The sequence below is a fragment of the Lentzea albidocapillata genome (assembly GCF_000719115.1).
GTDB classification, from domain to species: domain Bacteria; phylum Actinomycetota; class Actinomycetes; order Mycobacteriales; family Pseudonocardiaceae; genus Lentzea; species Lentzea albidocapillata.
Map to the genome: position 1 here is coordinate 89,484 of NZ_JOEA01000022.1, position 16,286 is coordinate 105,769.

Below are 16,286 nucleotides of genomic sequence, written 5' to 3' on the forward strand. Positions count from 1 at the left end.
CCTTGCCGGACCTACAGGGTGCGCGTGACCTTGTTCAGGCCGCGCGGGCTGTCCGGGTCGCCGCCGCGTGCCAGTGCCAGGCCGTGGGCCAGGCGCTGCACGGGGAGGATCTCCAGCACCGGCGCCACTTCCTCGGCGGTTTCGGGGATGGCGATGGCGAGCGTCGCCCCCATCTTCTCCGAGGCCGAGCCGACGGCCACGACGTCGGCACCGCGCTGGTGCACGACGTCCAGGGCGTCGCGCAGCGAGTCGCCGCCCTTGCCCAGTGACGTGATGGCCAGGACCGCGGTCTCGCCGTCCACCGCGGCCACCGGACCGTGCAGCAGGTCGGCGCCGCTGTAGGCGCGTGCCGCCAGGTACGACGTCTCCGCGAGCTTGAGGGACGCCTCCAGCGCCGTGGCGTAGGAGTAACCGCGGCCCGTGGTGAGGACGCGGTCCACGAACCGGTAGCGGCGCACGGCCTCGTCGACGGTCGGCGCCGCCTGGTCGAGGGTCACCTGGGCCAGTTCGCCCAGCGACGCCGCCGCCTCGCCGTTGCCGCCGCGAACGGCGTCGATCAGCAGGTAGAGGGCCAGCAGCGTGGCCGAGTAGGTCTTGGTGGCGGCCACCGCGTGCTCGACGCCCGCCGAGACGTCCACCGAGAGTTCGGCGGCCGCGTTCAGCGGGGAGTCCGCCGTGTTGGTCACGGCCACGGTCAGGGCGCCGCGCCTGCGGTAGGAGGCGGTGACCTCCAGGAGGTCGGGCGAGCCGCCGGACTGGGAGACCGTGACCAGCAGGACGTCGCGCAGGTCGGGCTCCGCGCCGTACAGCGTCGTGGTGGACGCGGAGACCAGGCCCGCGGGGAGCTGGAGCAGGATCTCGGTCAGGTACTTCGCGTAGATCGCGGCGTGGTCGCTCGAACCGCGGGCCGCGAAGAGCACGAAGCGCGGAGCGCGTTCGCGGATCACGGCGGCCACCTCCGCGATCGCGGACCGCGAGGCGTAGAGGTCGGAGAAGATCGACGGCTGCGCGGCGATCTCCGCTGCCATGTGCCGGCCTGGCTGGGGCGTGGTCATGTCGTGCCTTTCAGGATCAGCTCGGCCGCGGCTCGGAGGCTCACCCGAGAACCGCCGTGGGTGTCGACGCGGGCGACGCTGCCCAGGTCCGGACCAGGCACGCCGGTTTCGACGTGCACCACGTCCAGCTGCAGATTAGTTAAGTTTGTTACCAGTTGTCGAGCGGCGGAGTGGCGGTGGGCGTCGCGCGTGACGACCACAATCGTGCGGTCACCCGCGACTTTCGCAACTTCGTCGGCCGAGATGTCGCGTGCCGCGATCACCTCGGTGCCGGGAAGTACCTCCTTGAGGTACGGGCCCAGGCCCCACGGGACGTCGCCGACCGCGATCGAGGAGTCCACCACCAGGTCGACGACCACCGGGTCCGTCCCGACACTAACCCGGCCACGTGCGGACACAGCGCGTCGAGCGGCTGTGAGACCGATCTCGGCGTCGTGGGCGTCGACGGTGGACGGCGGGAGGCCCAGCGCCAGGGAGCGGGCCGCTGCCTGGGTCAGGCGTTCCTCGGACAGGTCGCCGGACTTCACGGCCGCGACGATCGAGTCGATCAGCCACTGCAGGTCGTCGTCGTCCAGGGCCATGCCGCCCAGGCACAACGAGTCCACCCCGGCGGCCAGTGCCCGGACGGCGCCGACGGCCAGGTCGCCGCCCACCGCCTTCATGTCCAGCCCGTCGGTGATCACCGCGCCGGTGAAGCCCAGCTCGGTGCGCAGCAGGTCGATGGCGTGCTTGTTCAGCGTCACCGGCGCCGGACCCCACTCGGGGATCACGAGGTGGCCGGTCATGATCGAGCGGACGCCCGCGTTCACGGCCGCCTGGAACGGGACGAGCTCCACGGCGCGCAGTTGTTCCTCGGTGCGGGGAAGCACCGGGAGCTGCTCGTGGGAGTCCTCAGTGGACGCTCCGTGGCCGGGGAAGTGCTTGGCGCAGGCGGCGACGCCCACGGTCTGCAGGCCCTCGACCCACGCGGCGACGTGCCGGGCGGCGAGCACCGGGTCCGACCCGAACGCCCGGACGCCGATGATCGGGTCGTCCAGCGTCAGCACCAGGTCGGCGGACGGCGCCAGGTTCAGCGAGATCCCGCACTTCGCCAGCCGCGCGCCGATGGACGCCGCCACCGAGCGCGTGAGGTCCAGGTCGTTCGCCGCGCCCAGGGCATGGTTGCCCGGCACCTCGGAGCCGCGGCCCGCGTCCAGACGCGTGACGTCGCCGCCCTCCTCGTCGATGCCGATCACCACGTCCGGGCGCACCGAACGCAGTTCGGTGCACAACCTGGTCACCTGGGCGTCGTCGACGACGTTGCGCCCGAAGAGCACAACGCCGCCGAGACCGTCAGCGACCCGCCGCAGCAACCAGTCGGGGGCGGTCGTTCCGGTGAAGCCGGGAAGCAGAACGGCAGCGGCCAACTGATCCACGCGTCATCCCTTCACTGCACCGGCGGTGACGCCGGCGACCATCTTGCGTTGCACGATCAGGAAGAACACCAGCGCGGGCACGGTGAACAGGACGGACGCGGCCATCGCGCCACCCCAGTCCGTGCCGAACGCGGTCTGGAACCCGGACAGCCACACCGGCAGGGTCTCCCTGTCCTGGCTGCGGATCAGCACCTTGGCGAACAGGAACTCGTTCCACGCGGTGATGAACGCGAACACCGACGTGGCCACGAGGCCCGGCCCGAGCAGAGGCAGGGTCACCTTCTGGAACGCCTTCCAACGGCCGCAGCCGTCGACCATCGCGGCTTCCTCGAGCTCCACCGGGATGCCGTTGACGAACCCGCGCAACGTCCACGCGCAGAACGGCAGCGTCACCGCGAAGTACACGAGGACCAGCGACGAGAGGTGTTCGTAGAGCTGGAGGTCCCGCATCATCAGGAACATCGGGATCAGCAACGCCTCGAACGGCGCCATCTGCGCGACCAGCATCAGCAGCACGAAGCTCTTGCGGCCGCGGAACGCGAAGCGCGACATGGCGACCGCCGCGGTGATGCCGATGACGATCGCGGCGACGACCGCGGTCAGCGTCACCAGCAGGCTGTTGCCGAGCGAGGACAGGAAGCCCGGCTTCGTCCACGCCGTCACGAAGTTCGTGAACGTCACCGAGAACGGGATCAGGTCGTAGTCCGACGTGATCGTCGAACCCCTCGGCTTCAGCGCCGTCGTGATCATCCAGTACGTCGGGAAGAGGAAGAACAACGCGAGTGCGAGACCCGCGAAGTTCGCTGCGGACTTCTTGAGCATCAGAGCTTGCCCTCCTCGGTCTGCAGCAGCTTGCGCAGGTACTGGAACGTGATCAGGCCGAGGATGACCATCATCAGCACGGAGATCGCGGCCGCGATGCCGAAGTGGCTCTTCGCGATGCCTTCCAGGTACTGCAACACAGGCAGCGTCGTGCTCTCACCGCTGGGACCGCCCTCGCGGAACACCCAGATCTGGGCGAAGACCTTGAAGTCCCACAACGTCGACAGGAACGTCACCATCATCAGCAGCGACCGGATCTCCGGCCACGTCACCGCGCGGAACGTCTGCCAGCCCGTGGCACCGTCGATGCCCGCCGCCTCGTAGAGATCGCGGGGGATGCCGACGAGCCCCGCGTAGAGCGAGAAGGCGAGGAAGGGGATCGCCTGCCAGATGATCAGCAGGCCGACGACGGACAGCGTCGACGTGCCGGAGGAGAACCACGAGTAGCCGGCGAACGAGTCGAAACCCAGCTGCACCAGCGTCTTGTTCAAGATGCCGTAGTTCTGGTCGAACATCCACTGGTAGACCGTGGTCGACGCGAGGATCGGCATGGCCCAGGCGCAGAGCATCGCGATCTGCAGAGCGACTCGCACCCACGGCGTGAGCACGCGCATCAGCAGTGCGATCCCGAGGCCCACGCCCACCGACGCGACGACGACGGTGACGGTGAACACGACGGTGCGCAACGAGACTTCCCAGAAGCGCTCGTCCTTCAGCACCGCCACGTAGTTCTCGAAGCCCGTCCACACGACCTCACCGCGAACGAGCTCGCCGAGGTTCAGCTGGCGGAAGCTCGTCACGAAGACGGAGACGACCGGCCAGCCGATCAGCCAGAGGATCGCGATGAGAGCGGGAGCGAGCAGCAGGTAGGGCAGCGCCCGGTCGAAGGCGCTGCCCCGGCGGCGGCGCTTGCGCGCCCCACCCGTCACGGCAGGCGGCAGCGCCGGGGGGATGTTCCCCACCGGCGCTGCCGTTTCGGTCGTTTTGACGGCCGTCATCTCAGCTTGGCTAGGCCATGGCCTTGGTGATGGCGTCGCTCGCGTCCTTCGTCGCCTGGTCCAGCGTCTTGGCGCCGGTCAGGTACGCGGTGAGAGCGTCCTTCAGCGGGTTCTGGCCCGCCTCGACGGCCGCCCACTTCGGCGTCACCGGGGTGACCTTGCCGTTGGGGGAGGAGGCCGCGAGAGCCTTGCCGACCGCGTTGGTGGCCAGCTTGGCGGTGTCCTTCGAGGTGCCGGGAACCGCGCCGCCCTCGGCGAGCATGTCCTGGTACTTCTTGGACGACAGCAGCGCCAGGTACTTCTTGGCCGCCTCGGTGTTCTTGCTGGACGTCGGGATGGCGAGGTTCGAGCCGCCCAGGAACACGGGAGCGGACGCGCCGGCCTTCTTGGACGGGATCGGGAACGCCGAGGTCTTGTCCGCCAGGTCCGGCTTCGCCTTCACGGCGCCGCCGAGCTCCCACGGGAGGCCGACCATCATGCCCACGTTGCCCGTGCCGAAGACCTCCATCTGCTGGGGCTTCGCCTCGTCGATGTCAGCCGGAACCTTCTTGGTGGCCGACGCCTCGTAGATCGCCTTGTAGGCCTCGAAGCCCGCCTTCGCCTGCGGGGTGTCGAGCGTGCCGGTCCACTTGCCGGCGTCCTGCTTGGCGATGTCGCCGCCCTCGTCCCAGATCAGCGAGAGCAGGAAGTACCAGGACTGACCCGGCAGGTACAGGGCCTGGAAGTCCGGGTTGGACGCGTTGGCGGCCTTGAGCTTGTTGATCGCGTCGATCCACTCGGCACGCGAGGCGGGCGGCGTCGTGACGCCGGCCGCCTGGAGCAGGTCGGTGCGGTAGATGACGGTGCGGTTCGCGGCGTAGAACGGAACGCCGTACTGCTTGCCGTTGAGCGTCAGCGAGTCCTTGAGGCCACCCAGCCACTCACCGCTGTTGAACTGACCGGCGTCAGCGGTCAGGTCGGCCAGCGTGCCCTGGTCGGCGAAGCTCGCCGTCTGGGTGTTGCCGAGCTCGATGACGTCCGGCGGCGTGCTGCTCGCCAGCGCGGTGGTCAGCTTCTCCTGAATGCCGGTCCACTTCTGGACCTCGTACTTGACCTTGATGCCGTTCGCTGACTCGAACTCCTTGTTCAAGGCGTCGGTCAGGGTCGGCGCCGCTGAGCCGTCCATGAGCCACACGGTGATCTCTTTGGTCTCCGTGCCGCTACCACTCGTGCTCGTGCCACAACCTGACACGGCCACTGCCAGTGCGGCGGCACCAGCAGCGAGTCCTCTCCAGCCCTTCACAGTTCGCGCCCTTTCACCAAGTCCGGCACTCGGCCGGAACGTCCAAGTGGTGTAGACCAATGCGGAACAGCGTGTGCTGCGTCACCGCGTCTGTCAAGCGCGTTGCCAAGACGTTGCGAAGTCATCGGACGAATTTCGGGGCGGATGTAGGGGGTTCGGACGCACGAATCGACACGGACAAGGCATCCTTGTGATGCGTGACATGGAGTGCGAGGAGGAGGCCATGCTGGAGACGACGCCTGCATCAGGCGTGGACGCCAGGACACGGGCGCAACGCGAACCCAAGTACTGGGGTCTCAAGCGGCACCTGCTCGACCTGTTGAGGGCGTTGCCGCCCGGTTCGCCGATCCCCACGGAACGGTCGCTGGCCGCGGAGTTCGACGTCTCCAGGACGACCGTCCGCCAGGCGCTCGCCGAGCTGACGGTCGAAGGCCGGCTGCTCCGAGTGCAGGGCAAGGGCACCTTCGCGGCGGAACCGAAGGTCGCCCAGAGGTTGCAGCTGTCTTCGTACACAGAGGACATGAGAGCCCAGGGCCGCGTGCCGTCGTCGAAGCTGATCGAGGCTTCGGAGATGCCGGCGGAGGCCGAGCTCGCCCGGTACCTGGGCGTGCGTCCCGGTGCCAAGGTCCTGCGCCTGCACCGGCTGCGGCTCGCCGACAACGAGCCGATGGCCATCGAGACGACACACCTCGCGCTGGGCCGCTTCCGCGGTCTGCGCCGGTACCTGGCGCCCGGTGCGTCGCTGTACCAGGTGCTGTCCGAGCGGTTCGGTGTCGAGATGGGACACGCCGAGGAGACGATCGAGACGGCGCTCGCCTCGCCGGAGGAGGCGGAGCTGCTCGGCGCCGACATCGGCCTGCCGATGCTGCTGCTGTCGCGGCACTCGTTCGACACGGAGGGCAATCCGATCGAGTGGGTCCGGTCGGTCTATCGAGGTGACCGCTACAAGTTCGTCGCCACGCTGAACCGGCCGTCTTGATCGCCTGGGGCACGCCACGCGCCCGCTGGGTGCTGACGACGACGATCCTCGGCTCGGGCATGGCCATGCTCGACGGGACGATCGTCAACGTGGCGTTGCCCCGGATCGGCGCGGAGTTCTCCGCGTCGGTGACGGACTTGCAGTGGATCCTCAACGGGTACCTGCTCGCGCTGGCCTCGCTGATCCTGATCGCCGGTTCGCTCGGCGACAGGTTCGGCCGGCGGCGGGTCTACGTGATCGGCGTGATCTGGTTCGGCGTGGCCTCGCTGCTGTGCGGTGCCGCGTGGAGCGCGCCGGTGCTGGTGGCGGCACGTGTGCTGCAGGGCGTGGGCGCGGCGTTGCTGACGCCCGGCGCGCTGGCGATCCTGCAGTCGTCGTTCAACCGGGAGGACCGTTCGCGCGCTATCGGCGCGTGGTCCGGACTGTCCGGTGTGGCCACGGCGGTCGGGCCGCTAGTCGGCGGGCTGCTGGTGCAGGCCTGGTCGTGGCGGCTCGCGTTCCTGGTGAACCTGCCGGTGGCCGTGGTCTGCGTGTACTTGGCGCGGAAGTTCGTGCCGGAGTCTCGCGACGAGTCGTCCGGCCACCCCAACTACCTGTCCGCGCTGGTCGGGGCTCTGGGGCTGGCTTTGTTGACTGGTGGGATTGTTGAACAATCCTACGTTGTGACAATCCTCGGGCTGCTCGCCATGATCGCTTTCGGTCTGCTGCAGAAACGGTCCAGCGACCCGCTCGTCCCTGTTGAATTGTTCAACAATCGAACGTTCCTACTTTCCAACGTTCTGACCTTCCTCGTCTACGCGGCGCTGGGCGGCGTGATGGTGCTGCTCGTGCTGCAGCTCCAGATCTCGCTCGGCTACTCGCCGACGGCGTCGGGCCTGGCCAGCGTGCCGATCACGATCATCATGCTGCTGGCTTCGTCGACGTCCGGGAAGATCGCTCAGCGCCACGGCCCGCGCCTCCAGCTGATCGTGGGGCCGATCCTCGTGGGCGTCGGAATGTTGTTGCTGCGCAACACCACACCGGGCGCGTCCTATGTCTTCGGCGTGCTGCCCGGCGTGCTGGTGTTCGGCATCGGCCTGGCGGTCGTGGTGGCTCCGGTGACCGCCACGGTGCTCGCCTCCGCTCCTGATCACCAAGCGGGTGTCGCGTCCGGGGTGAACAACGCCGTGGCGCGTACCGGCAGCCTGCTCGCGATGGCCGTGCTGCCCGCGGCCGTGGGACTGACGGGCGACGACTACACGAACCCGGCGGTCATGACCGCCGGGTGGGAGATGGCTCTCGTGTTGTGCGCGGTCGCGGCGATCATCGGCGGTGTGCTCGCGATCGGCGTGGACAACCGGGTGCTCGCCGCGGCGCCGGAGCAGCAGGAGGCCCCGCACCCCGGCGAGTGCCTGCACTGCGGCGTGGAGGGCCCGCCGACGCACATCCGGTCAGGCGGCGAGAAGGCGCACCATTGACATCCTCGCCGCCGTGAATGGCGGCGACTCCCTCCGTGCCGCGCACGGAACACATGCACAACACCAAGGTGGGTTCTCGCTTCATCGGGATCGCCCACCGCTACACACGGCCGGGTCTTACGGTCCCTCCACGAGCGTTTCACGTCTCCGCAAGCCCTGCGGCGACTGTCACGCTGTGTCCGTCGTGACATCTCGGGGCTTCCGGCGAGCACCGGCACTCCGGTACTCCGGCCCTTCGCCCCGCACCGGAGCGATCCAGCAGCGCCAGGCCAAGGGCACTGTTCGGGCCTTGGCTACCCTCCCGGCTCCGCCCTTCACTCCGCCCTGAAGGGCGGAGCACTGGCCGCACCCCGGTAGCGCTCAGGCCGCCAGCAAACGCGCCAGCAGCGCCGGGTCCACGTTGCCGCCGGAGACCACGGCGACTCCACCTCCGCCGATCTTCGCCTGCGCCGCCACCGCGACGGCCCCGCTCGGCTCGGCGATCAGCCGCGCCCGCCGGGCCAGGCCGGCCACCGCCGCGAGGATCTCGTCCTCCGACACGGTGATCACGTCGTCCACGTACTCGCTGATGTGCGCCCAGGTGAGAGCCGAGGGCTCGTCCCGGAGAGCGTCAGCGACCGTCTGAGCGCGTTTGAGGGGATCCCAGCGCACCAGTTCGCCCGTTTTGAGCGATTCCGCGATGTCCGCGGCCAGTTCGGGCTCGGCACCGATCACGCGGACGTCCGGGCGCAGCGACTTGATCGCCGTGGCGACGCCGGAGATCAGCCCGCCGCCGGACATCGGCACCACGACGGTCTCGACGTCCGGCAGGTCGGCGAGGATCTCCAGGCCGATGGTGCCCTGGCCGGCGATCACGTCGGGGTGGTCGAACGGCGGGATCAGCGCCGCGCCGCGTTCGGCCACCAGGGCCTCGGCGCGTTCGACGCGTTCGGTGATGCCGACGATGAAGACCTCCGCCCCCAGCGCCTTCGTGGCCTCGATCTTGACCGCCGGGGTGTTGTCCGGCATCACGATCGCGGCCGGCACGCCGTGCAGGCGCGCGGCGAACGCCACGGCCTGCGCGTGGTTGCCGCTGGAGTAGGCGACTACGCCGTTCGCCCGATTCTCCAGGCGTGCCAACGCGTTCAGCGCGCCCCGGAGTTTGAACGCGCCGACGGGCTGCAGGTTCTCCGGTTTGAGCCAGCCCGGGCCGAACGGCAGCAGCGGTGTGCGCACCACGTGCGGTGCGATGACCGTCGCCGCCGAACGGATGTCTGGGAGCGCGATCATCCGAGGATCGACGCGAGCAGCTTGGGTTCGATGTTGCCGCCGGAGACCACCGCGACGGCCGGACCGGCCTGCAGTTCGCGGTTCAGGTACGCCGCCACGGCGACGGCGCCGCTCGTCTCGGACACGACCCGCGTGCGGCGGGAGATCTGCCTCACCGCGTCCCGGATCTCGTCCTCGGACACGGTCATGACGTCGTCCACGTACTTGCGGATGTGTGCCCATGTCAGTTCGGAGGGCTCGGCGCGCAGTCCGTCCGCCCCGGTCCGGGCGCGATCGTGCGCGTCCCAGCGGACCAGCTCACCGGCGGCGAACGACGCGGCGGTGTCACCGGCCAGCTCGGGCTCGACACCGATCACCCGGACGTTGGGGCGCAACGACTTCACTGCCGCCGCGACACCGGAGATCAGTCCGCCGCCACTCACCGGCACCAGGACCGTCGCCACGTCGGGGAGGTCGGCGCAGATCTCCAGGCCGATGGTGCCCTGCCCGGCGATCACGTCCGGATGGTCGAACGGCGGGATGAGCGTCGCCTTCCGCTCCTCGACCAGTTCGTAGGCGCGCGACTCGCGTTCGGTGATGCCGACGACGAACACCTCGGCGCCGTGCGCCCGCGTTGCGTCGATCTTGATTTGCGGCGTGTTCTCCGGCACGACGATCGCGGCCGGCATGCCGAGGATCTTGGCCGCGTAGGCGACCGCCTGCGCGTGGTTACCGCTCGAATACGCCACGACACCGCGCGCCCGGTCCGCGGAAGGTATGCGGGACAACGCGTTCACCGCGCCGCGCTGCTTGAACGCACCGATCGGCTGCAGCGACTCGGGCTTGATCCACAGGCCGGAGTCGAAGGACAGCAACGGGGTGTGGACCACATGCGGGGCGATCGCGGCGGCGGCCGCGTGGACGTCTTCGAGAGTCACCAGGCGCATATGTCGATGATGCACGTCACCGGGGCACAACCGGTGAACTGTGCCCAACGTCCTACCTATGTCATGTCTGAGAAGGAGAAGATCACCCCCGTCAAGCTCATCGCGAGTGTGCTCGCCGCCGCCACCGCGGCCGTGCTGAGCCTTCGCCTCAACGTCGTCGGCACCATCGTCGGTGCGATTCTCGCGAGCGTCGTCACCACAGTGGGCGCCGTGTTCTACCAACGGTCGATGGAACGCGAGAAGCGTTGGCAGGTAATCGCCGTCGGCGGAGTGCTCGTGTTCGTGGTGACCGTCCTCACAGCGACGAGCGTCCAGCTCGTCACCGGCAAACCGGTCACAGCCGATCCCGGTCAACCGTCCACAAGCACCCAGACCGAGACTCGCACCGAGACGACGAAGACCGAGACGATCACCGTGACGGCCCCTCCGAGCACGTCCGGTCAGTCTCCGTCGGAAAGCACCACGACGACCGCGCCCTCGTCGACGACAGCATCGCGACAGCCGACGGACAGCTCGACGCCACCGTCAACCGCCGACCCCATTGGGTGATCAGGTCACTACGTTGAGCGATAGTTAACTGTCAATTGCTACGCGCCGGAGTTGATCTGTCGTGAGCTGTGACACACTTCGTTCACGTTCGAGGCGGGGCGTCATAGCCGATAGGCCCGCAACTTCACTCGAACGGGCGAAATGTTTCGGTCCGAAAGAGACCGTGAGGAGGCGCAATGAGGCTCGTGGCACGTCCGCTTGAGCCCGGCGCCTTCGGTGGAGGACACAGCGCCTGCACCGGATTAGAGAGGCAACTGTGGACGGGAGGGGTGGGGCGACCCCTGCCGCCGCCCCACCACCCGTCCCCCTAGAGCCCCCGAGAGAGGTCCCTGCAACCGATCTCTCGGGTTCCCCTGCACCCGAAAGTGAGGGAGACGTCTGATGAACCGCACGAGTGCGGCCCGTGTAACCGGTGCCCTGATTCTCGCCACCGGAGTCGTCACTGCTCTCAGCGTACCGGCGTTTGGCGCCCCTGCCGCACCGGTCACCGGATCCGGTTCCGATACGGAGAGCTACCCGGCCGAATTGCTCCAAGCGGTCCAGCGTGATTTGGGCCTGAACGCTGACCAGGCACGCGTCCGGTTGGCCAATGACGCCCAGTCAGGCCAAGTCGCGGAGTCTGCGAAGTCCTCCCTGGGCGACGCGTTCGGCGGAGCCTGGATCGACCAGGCGAGCGGCAGACTGACGGTGGCGGTGACCAGGCCGGGACTCTCCGTGACCGGCGCGGACACCAAGGTCGTCACGAACTCGCTCTCCCAGCTGACCGGCACCAAGTCGGTCCTCGACCTCATGAACGCCCCTTCGGCGATCACGAGCTGGCGCGTCGACGAGCAGTCGAACAGCGTCGTCGTCGAGGTCAACAAGAACGTGCGCGACGCGGCCGCGGACCAGTGGATCGCGACCGCCAAGTCGATCAGCGGTTCGGTCCGGGTCGCCGAGGTGACCGAGAGCCCGACCCCGCTGTACGACCTGCGCGGCGGTGACGCCATCTACATGGGCGGCGGCCGTTGCTCGCTCGGCTTCTCCGTGTCCGGTGGTTACGTCACCGCAGGCCACTGTGGCCGTACCGGCACCGCGGTCTCCGGCTTCAACCGCGTCGCCCAGGGCACGTTCGCCGGCTCGGTGTTCCCGGGCAACGACTACGCGCACGTCCGCACGAACGCGAACTGGACGCCGCGGCCGTGGGTCAACCGCTACGGCGGCGCGAACGTCATCGTCCGCGGCAACACCGAGGCCGCCGTCGGCGCCCAGATCTGCCGTTCCGGTTCGACGACCGGGTGGCGCTGCGGCACCGTCCAGGCCAAGAACCAGACCGTGAACTACCCGCAGGGCTCGGTCCGGGGTCTCACCCGCACCAACGCCTGCGCCGAGGGTGGCGACTCGGGTGGTTCGTGGGTGGCGGGTTCCGGCTTCGGCCAGGCCCAGGGCGTGACCTCCGGCGGTTCGGGCAACTGCTCGTCCGGCGGCACCACGTTCTTCCAGCCGCTCAACCCGATCCTGTCGCGCTACGGCCTGACCCTGACGCGCGGCTGATCTAGCTGAACTGAACAGATCGTTTCGAGAGCCCGTACCAGAAGCCTTCAACGCTGGTACGGGCTTTCTCGTCGCTCGCCGCGCCCAGGGCCACGAACAACGGCGCGAAGTGCTCAGTCCTCGGATGTGCGATGCCGGCGGCCGGCGCCTTGTGCTGGAAGTCGAGCAACGCGTCGACGTCGCCGTTCGCGAGCTGCTGGTGCGCCCAGTCGTCGAACTCCTTCGACCACGACGGCGGCTCGTAGTCCGGTCCGGCGGGGAAGTTCACACAGCTCAGGTTGTGTGTCATGAACCCGCTGCCGATGATCAGGACGTTGCGGTCCCGCAGCGGCGCGAGCTTGCGGCCGATCTCGTGCAGCTCGCGCGGGTCGAGCGTGGGCATCGACATCTGCAGCACCGGCACGTCGGCGTCCGGGAACATCTCCTTCAACGGCACGTAGGCGCCGTGGTCGAGCCCGCGCTGTTCGTCCTGCTCGACGTGGCCGCCGAGGAGCTTGCGCACGTCGTTCGCGAGCTCGGGTGCGCCCGGCGCCTCGTAGGTGACCTCGTAGTAGCGCTGCGGGAAGCCTCCGAAGTCGTAGACCAGCGGCACGGTCGTCGTCGCGCCGATGGTGGTCGGCGCCTCCTCCCAGTGCGCGGAGACCATGAGTACGGCCTCCGGGCGCGGAAGGGTGGCGGACCAGTCCTTGAGCTCTCTGGTCCACGTCTTGTCGTCAGCCAGCGGGGGAGCCCCGTGGCTCAGGTACAGCACAGGTGCGCTCACGTCTTCGAGAGTACGCCTGTTAGTTCAAATTTCAACTAGCAAGTTCAGTTTTGAACGACTCGGCGGCCTTGCGGGGGTCCTCGGCGTCGGTGATGGCCCGGACGACGACCACTCGGGTGGCTCCGGCGGCTTTGACCTCGTGGAGGTTCGTCAGGTCGATGCCGCCGATCGCGAACCACGGCCGGTCGGTCCTCGTGGCGCGGACGAGGTCGAGTCCCGGTGCCGGGCGGCCCGGTTTGGTCGGCGTCGGCCAGCACGGGCCGGTGCAGAAGTAGTCGACGCCGGGTTCCGCGGCCGCCTCGGTCATCTGGCCGACGTCGTGCGTGGACCGGCCGATCACCACCTCGTCGCCGATGATCCGGCGGGCGAGCGGGACGGGCAGGTCGTCCTGGCCGAGGTGCAGCACGTCGGCTTGCACGGCGTGCGCGATGTCCGCGCGGTCGTTGACGGCGAGCAGCCTGCCGTGGCGTTCGGTGGCCTCGGCGAGGACCTCGATCGCCTCGATCTCCTGCTTCGCCTCCAGTGACTTGTCCCGCAACTGGATGATGTCGACGCCGCCCGCGAGCGCCGCGTCCGCGAACTCGGCCAGATCAGGCCGGTTCGGCGTGCAGAGGTAGAGGGTCGCGTCGGCGAGTCGTTGCCTGATCAGGTTTCCGTCGAGTCCTGGCACGCACGCACGTTAACCGTTATGTTGAAGTCGGTCCGCACGGGAGCCTGGAGAACACCGGGCTGAGAGGGAGCGTGGTTCGCTCCGACCGTCGAACCTGATCCGGGTCATGCCGGCGCAGGGAGCGTGAATGCCTTGAGTAGTGTGGAATTGGCCGTCCGGGGCGGCGGTGTCATCGGGCTGTCCGTGGCGTTGGCCGCGGCACGGGCCGGGTTCTCGGTCTCCGTGTTCGACGAAGGTTCGCCGCACGCGGGTTCGCGGGTCGCGGGCGGCATGCTCGCGCCGTTGACGGAGGCCTGGCCCGGCGAGGAAGCCGTGGTGGCGCAGGGGGTCGAGGCCCTGGCGATGTGGCCGGAGTTCGCCGCCTCCATCGGTGTCCCGCTGTTCGACGCCGGGACGCTGGCGGTCGGGACGCAGCCGGGTGACCTCGCCGATCTGCGGCACGCGGGGGAGTTGCTGACCTCGCGGGAGATCCGGGCGCTCGAACCTTCCCTGGGCCCGGCGGTGCGCGGTGGCGTGTACGCGGCCGGAGACCTCGCCGTCGACAACAGGGTGCTGCTTTCCGCACTGTGGAAGGCTTGTCTGGACGCCGGGGTCGTGTCCTCAGTGGAGGGAAAGGTCACGGTGATCGCGGCCGGGGCGTGGAGCGGCCGGTTGCACCCCGCCCTGAAGGACGTGATCCGCCCGGTCAAGGGCGAGATCCTGAGACTCACGCACCGGCCCGGCGCGTTGCCGCCCCCTCGCCACACGATCCGCGCGCTGGTCTCGGGCCGCCCGGTCTACCTGGTGCCGCGAGACGACGGCCTGGTCGTCGGCGCGACCCAGTACGAGGCCGGGTTCGACACCGACGTGTCCGTCGCGGGCGTGCGAGACCTGTTGCGGGACGCGGAAACCGTGCTGCCGGGCATCGCCGAGTACGCGCTGACCGAGGCCTCCGTCGGGTTCCGCGCGGGCAGCCCGGACAACGTGCCGATCGTGCGTTTCCTGGAACCCGGCGTGATCGCCGCGACCGGCCACCACCGCAACGGGCTGTTGCTGGCCCCGCACACCGCTCGTCTCGTCGTCGAGTTGCTCCAAGGAGGAAGTTCGTGAAGGCACAGGTGAACGGGACTTCCCGTGACTTGGCCGAGGGCACTTCGGTGGCCGCGGTCGTGACGCTGGTGGGAGCACCCGAGAAGGGCGTCGCCGTGGCGCTCGACGGTGCTGTGGTGCCGAGGGCGTTGTGGGACAGGACGATCGTGCCGGACGGCGGCGTGGTCGAGGTACTGACCGCGGTCCAGGGAGGCTGACGTGGACGATCCGCTGATCATCGCGGGCCGGGAGTTCCGGTCCAGGCTCATCACCGGCACCGGCGGTGCCGCGAACCTCTCGGTGCTGGAACGGGCCCTGGTCGCGTCCGGCACCGAGCTCACCACCGTGGCGATGCGCCGCGTCGACGCCGCTGGTCAGACCGGCGTGCTGGAGTTGTTGCGGCGCCTTGGAATCGAGGTCCTGCCGAACACGGCGGGCTGCCGCACGTCCGCCGAGGCCGTGCTGACGGCCCAGTTGGCGCGCGAGGCGCTGGAGACGAACTGGGTCAAGCTCGAAGTCGTGCACGACGAGGAGACCCTCCTGCCGGACCCGGTCGAGCTGCTCGACGCGGCCGAGCGGCTGGTGAACGACGGCTTCGTCGTCCTGCCCTACACCAGCGACGATCCGGTGCTGGCGTTGAAGCTCCAGGACATCGGGTGCGCGACGGTCATGCCGCTGGGCTCTCCCATCGGCACGGGTCTCGGCATCCGGAACCCGCACAACATCGAGCTGATCACTTCCCGTGCTTCTGTTCCAGTAGTTCTGGACGCGGGCATCGGCACGGCCTCGGACGCGGCCCTGGCGATGGAACTCGGCTGCTCAGCGGTGTTGCTGGCGACCGCGGTCACCCGAGCCCAGGACCCGGAACGGATGGGCGCCGCCATGCGTTGTGCGGTCGAGGGCGGACGGCTGGCGCGCCTGGCCGGACGAATTCCGCAGCGCTTTTGGGCCCAAGCGTCTTCGCCGGGTTTCTGAGTCGCTACCTTGTGTACTCACGTGTTGGGGGATGATTGAGCACTACCTGAAATCCGCCGAGGAGGACGACTAGCCGTGACGGCCCCCATTGACGCCGAGGTCGAGGACGCGACCGCGCGTCTGTACCTGGCGATCGGCCGGCTGGCCCGGTTGCTGCGACGCACCGGTTCCCCCGGACTCGGCCCGGGCGCGGTCTCCGCGCTGGCCACTCTCGCGCGCTGCGGCCCCATGCGCCTGGGAGACCTGGCGAACAAGGAGGGCGTGGCACCCCCGACGTTGTCGCGCATCGTCGCCGCACTGGTCGAGGCCGGGTACGTGAAGCGCGAACCCGACCCGCAGGACGGCCGAGCCTGGCTCGCCACGCCCACGCCCGAGGGCGAGACGATGGTGTCCGGCGTGCGGTCCGCGCGGGTGCGCGAGTTGCAGCGGCGGATCGAACAGCTCACGCCGGAGCACATCTCGGCCCTGGTGGGCGCTCTCGACGCGCTGGAGACGCTGGTGGGCGAGGAGCCGAAGTAGCGCCTC

The 16,286-nt window shown here is 69.0% G+C and carries 17 protein-coding genes and 1 riboswitch; of the genes, 8 read left to right on the plus strand and 9 right to left on the minus strand.

The features are described from left to right. Positions 1–11: 11 nt before the first annotated feature. Genes IG04_RS0132615 through IG04_RS0132635 form a run of 5 tightly spaced genes read right to left on the minus strand, consistent with a single transcriptional unit; the run spans position 12 to position 5,572 of the window. Positions 12–1,055, minus strand: coding sequence for an SIS domain-containing protein (locus tag IG04_RS0132615; protein ID WP_030480586.1), 1,044 nt, complete (start codon positions 1,053–1,055; stop codon positions 12–14). Continuing rightward, a complete protein-coding gene (locus tag IG04_RS0132620) occupies positions 1,052–2,470 on the minus strand; it encodes a glycoside hydrolase family 3 protein (RefSeq protein WP_030480587.1) in 1,419 nt (472 codons plus the stop codon). Before IG04_RS0132620 ends, IG04_RS0132615 begins: the two co-directional genes overlap by 4 nt. Before the next feature lie 3 nt (positions 2,471–2,473). After that, positions 2,474–3,292, minus strand: coding sequence for a carbohydrate ABC transporter permease (locus tag IG04_RS0132625; RefSeq protein WP_030480588.1), 819 nt, complete (start codon positions 3,290–3,292; stop codon positions 2,474–2,476). Then, positions 3,292–4,290, minus strand: coding sequence for a carbohydrate ABC transporter permease (locus tag IG04_RS0132630; protein WP_030480589.1), 999 nt, complete (start codon positions 4,288–4,290; stop codon positions 3,292–3,294). The genes IG04_RS0132625 and IG04_RS0132630 overlap by 1 nt, the downstream gene beginning before the upstream one ends. Positions 4,291–4,300: 10 nt before the next feature. Next, positions 4,301–5,572 carry an extracellular solute-binding protein gene (locus IG04_RS0132635; RefSeq protein ID WP_030480590.1) on the minus strand — a complete coding sequence of 424 codons (1,272 nt, stop codon included), beginning with the start codon at positions 5,570–5,572 and terminating at the stop codon, positions 4,301–4,303. 223 nt (positions 5,573–5,795) lie between these two features. Here IG04_RS0132635 and IG04_RS0132640 point away from each other — a divergent pair, with 223 nt between their 5' ends. Beyond that, a complete protein-coding gene (locus IG04_RS0132640) occupies positions 5,796–6,551 on the plus strand; it encodes a GntR family transcriptional regulator (protein ID WP_030480591.1) in 756 nt (251 codons plus the stop codon). After that, positions 6,548–8,008 carry an MFS transporter gene (locus IG04_RS0132645; protein WP_030480592.1) on the plus strand — a complete coding sequence of 487 codons (1,461 nt, stop codon included), beginning with the start codon at positions 6,548–6,550 and terminating at the stop codon, positions 8,006–8,008. Before IG04_RS0132640 ends, IG04_RS0132645 begins: the two co-directional genes overlap by 4 nt. A gap of 360 nt (positions 8,009–8,368) precedes the next feature. On the opposite strand, the gene IG04_RS0132650 is transcribed toward IG04_RS0132645, so the two are convergent. Both IG04_RS0132650 and IG04_RS0132655 read right to left on the minus strand, forming a co-directional pair. Next, the gene (locus IG04_RS0132650; RefSeq protein WP_030480593.1) at positions 8,369–9,277 is read right to left on the minus strand and encodes a threonine ammonia-lyase; all 909 of its coding nucleotides are present in this window, start codon (positions 9,275–9,277) and stop codon (positions 8,369–8,371) included. Then, the gene (locus IG04_RS0132655) at positions 9,274–10,203 is read right to left on the minus strand and encodes a threonine ammonia-lyase (RefSeq protein ID WP_030480594.1); all 930 of its coding nucleotides are present in this window, start codon (positions 10,201–10,203) and stop codon (positions 9,274–9,276) included. Before IG04_RS0132655 ends, IG04_RS0132650 begins: the two co-directional genes overlap by 4 nt. Before the next feature lie 63 nt (positions 10,204–10,266). Here IG04_RS0132655 and IG04_RS0132660 point away from each other — a divergent pair, with 63 nt between their 5' ends. Together IG04_RS0132660 and IG04_RS0132665 are read left to right on the plus strand one after the other, a co-directional pair. Beyond that, positions 10,267–10,752, plus strand: a complete 486-nt coding sequence (locus IG04_RS0132660) for a hypothetical protein (RefSeq protein WP_030480595.1) — start codon at positions 10,267–10,269, stop codon at positions 10,750–10,752. Positions 10,753–11,334: 582 nt separating this feature from the next. Beyond that, positions 11,335–12,285 carry a S1 family peptidase gene (locus tag IG04_RS0132665; RefSeq protein ID WP_338043625.1) on the plus strand — a complete coding sequence of 317 codons (951 nt, stop codon included), beginning with the start codon at positions 11,335–11,337 and terminating at the stop codon, positions 12,283–12,285. Between the two features lies 1 nt (position 12,286). On the opposite strand, the gene IG04_RS0132670 is transcribed toward IG04_RS0132665, so the two are convergent. Both IG04_RS0132670 and thiE read right to left on the minus strand, forming a co-directional pair. Continuing rightward, a complete protein-coding gene (locus tag IG04_RS0132670; RefSeq protein WP_084402099.1) occupies positions 12,287–13,048 on the minus strand; it encodes a dioxygenase family protein in 762 nt (253 codons plus the stop codon). Between the two features lie 31 nt (positions 13,049–13,079). Then, positions 13,080–13,718, minus strand: coding sequence for a thiamine phosphate synthase (gene thiE, locus IG04_RS0132675; RefSeq protein ID WP_030480598.1), 639 nt, complete (start codon positions 13,716–13,718; stop codon positions 13,080–13,082). 26 nt (positions 13,719–13,744) lie between these two features. Beyond that, a riboswitch (TPP riboswitch) is annotated at positions 13,745–13,856 on the plus strand. 3 nt (positions 13,857–13,859) lie between these two features. Here thiE and IG04_RS0132680 point away from each other — a divergent pair. From IG04_RS0132680 to IG04_RS0132695, 4 genes are all read left to right on the plus strand, one after another. Next, entirely contained in the window at positions 13,860–14,807 is a 948-nt protein-coding gene (locus IG04_RS0132680) for an FAD-dependent oxidoreductase (RefSeq protein ID WP_338043627.1), read from the plus strand. Then, the gene (gene thiS / locus IG04_RS0132685) at positions 14,804–15,004 is read left to right on the plus strand and encodes a sulfur carrier protein ThiS (RefSeq protein ID WP_030480600.1); all 201 of its coding nucleotides are present in this window, start codon (positions 14,804–14,806) and stop codon (positions 15,002–15,004) included. Before IG04_RS0132680 ends, thiS begins: the two co-directional genes overlap by 4 nt. 1 nt (position 15,005) lies before the next feature. Beyond that, positions 15,006–15,761, plus strand: a complete 756-nt coding sequence (gene thiG, locus IG04_RS0132690; protein ID WP_030480601.1) for a thiazole synthase — start codon at positions 15,006–15,008, stop codon at positions 15,759–15,761. 75 nt (positions 15,762–15,836) lie between these two features. After that, a complete protein-coding gene (locus IG04_RS0132695) occupies positions 15,837–16,280 on the plus strand; it encodes a MarR family winged helix-turn-helix transcriptional regulator (protein ID WP_229693556.1) in 444 nt (147 codons plus the stop codon). Positions 16,281–16,286: the final 6 nt, after the last annotated feature.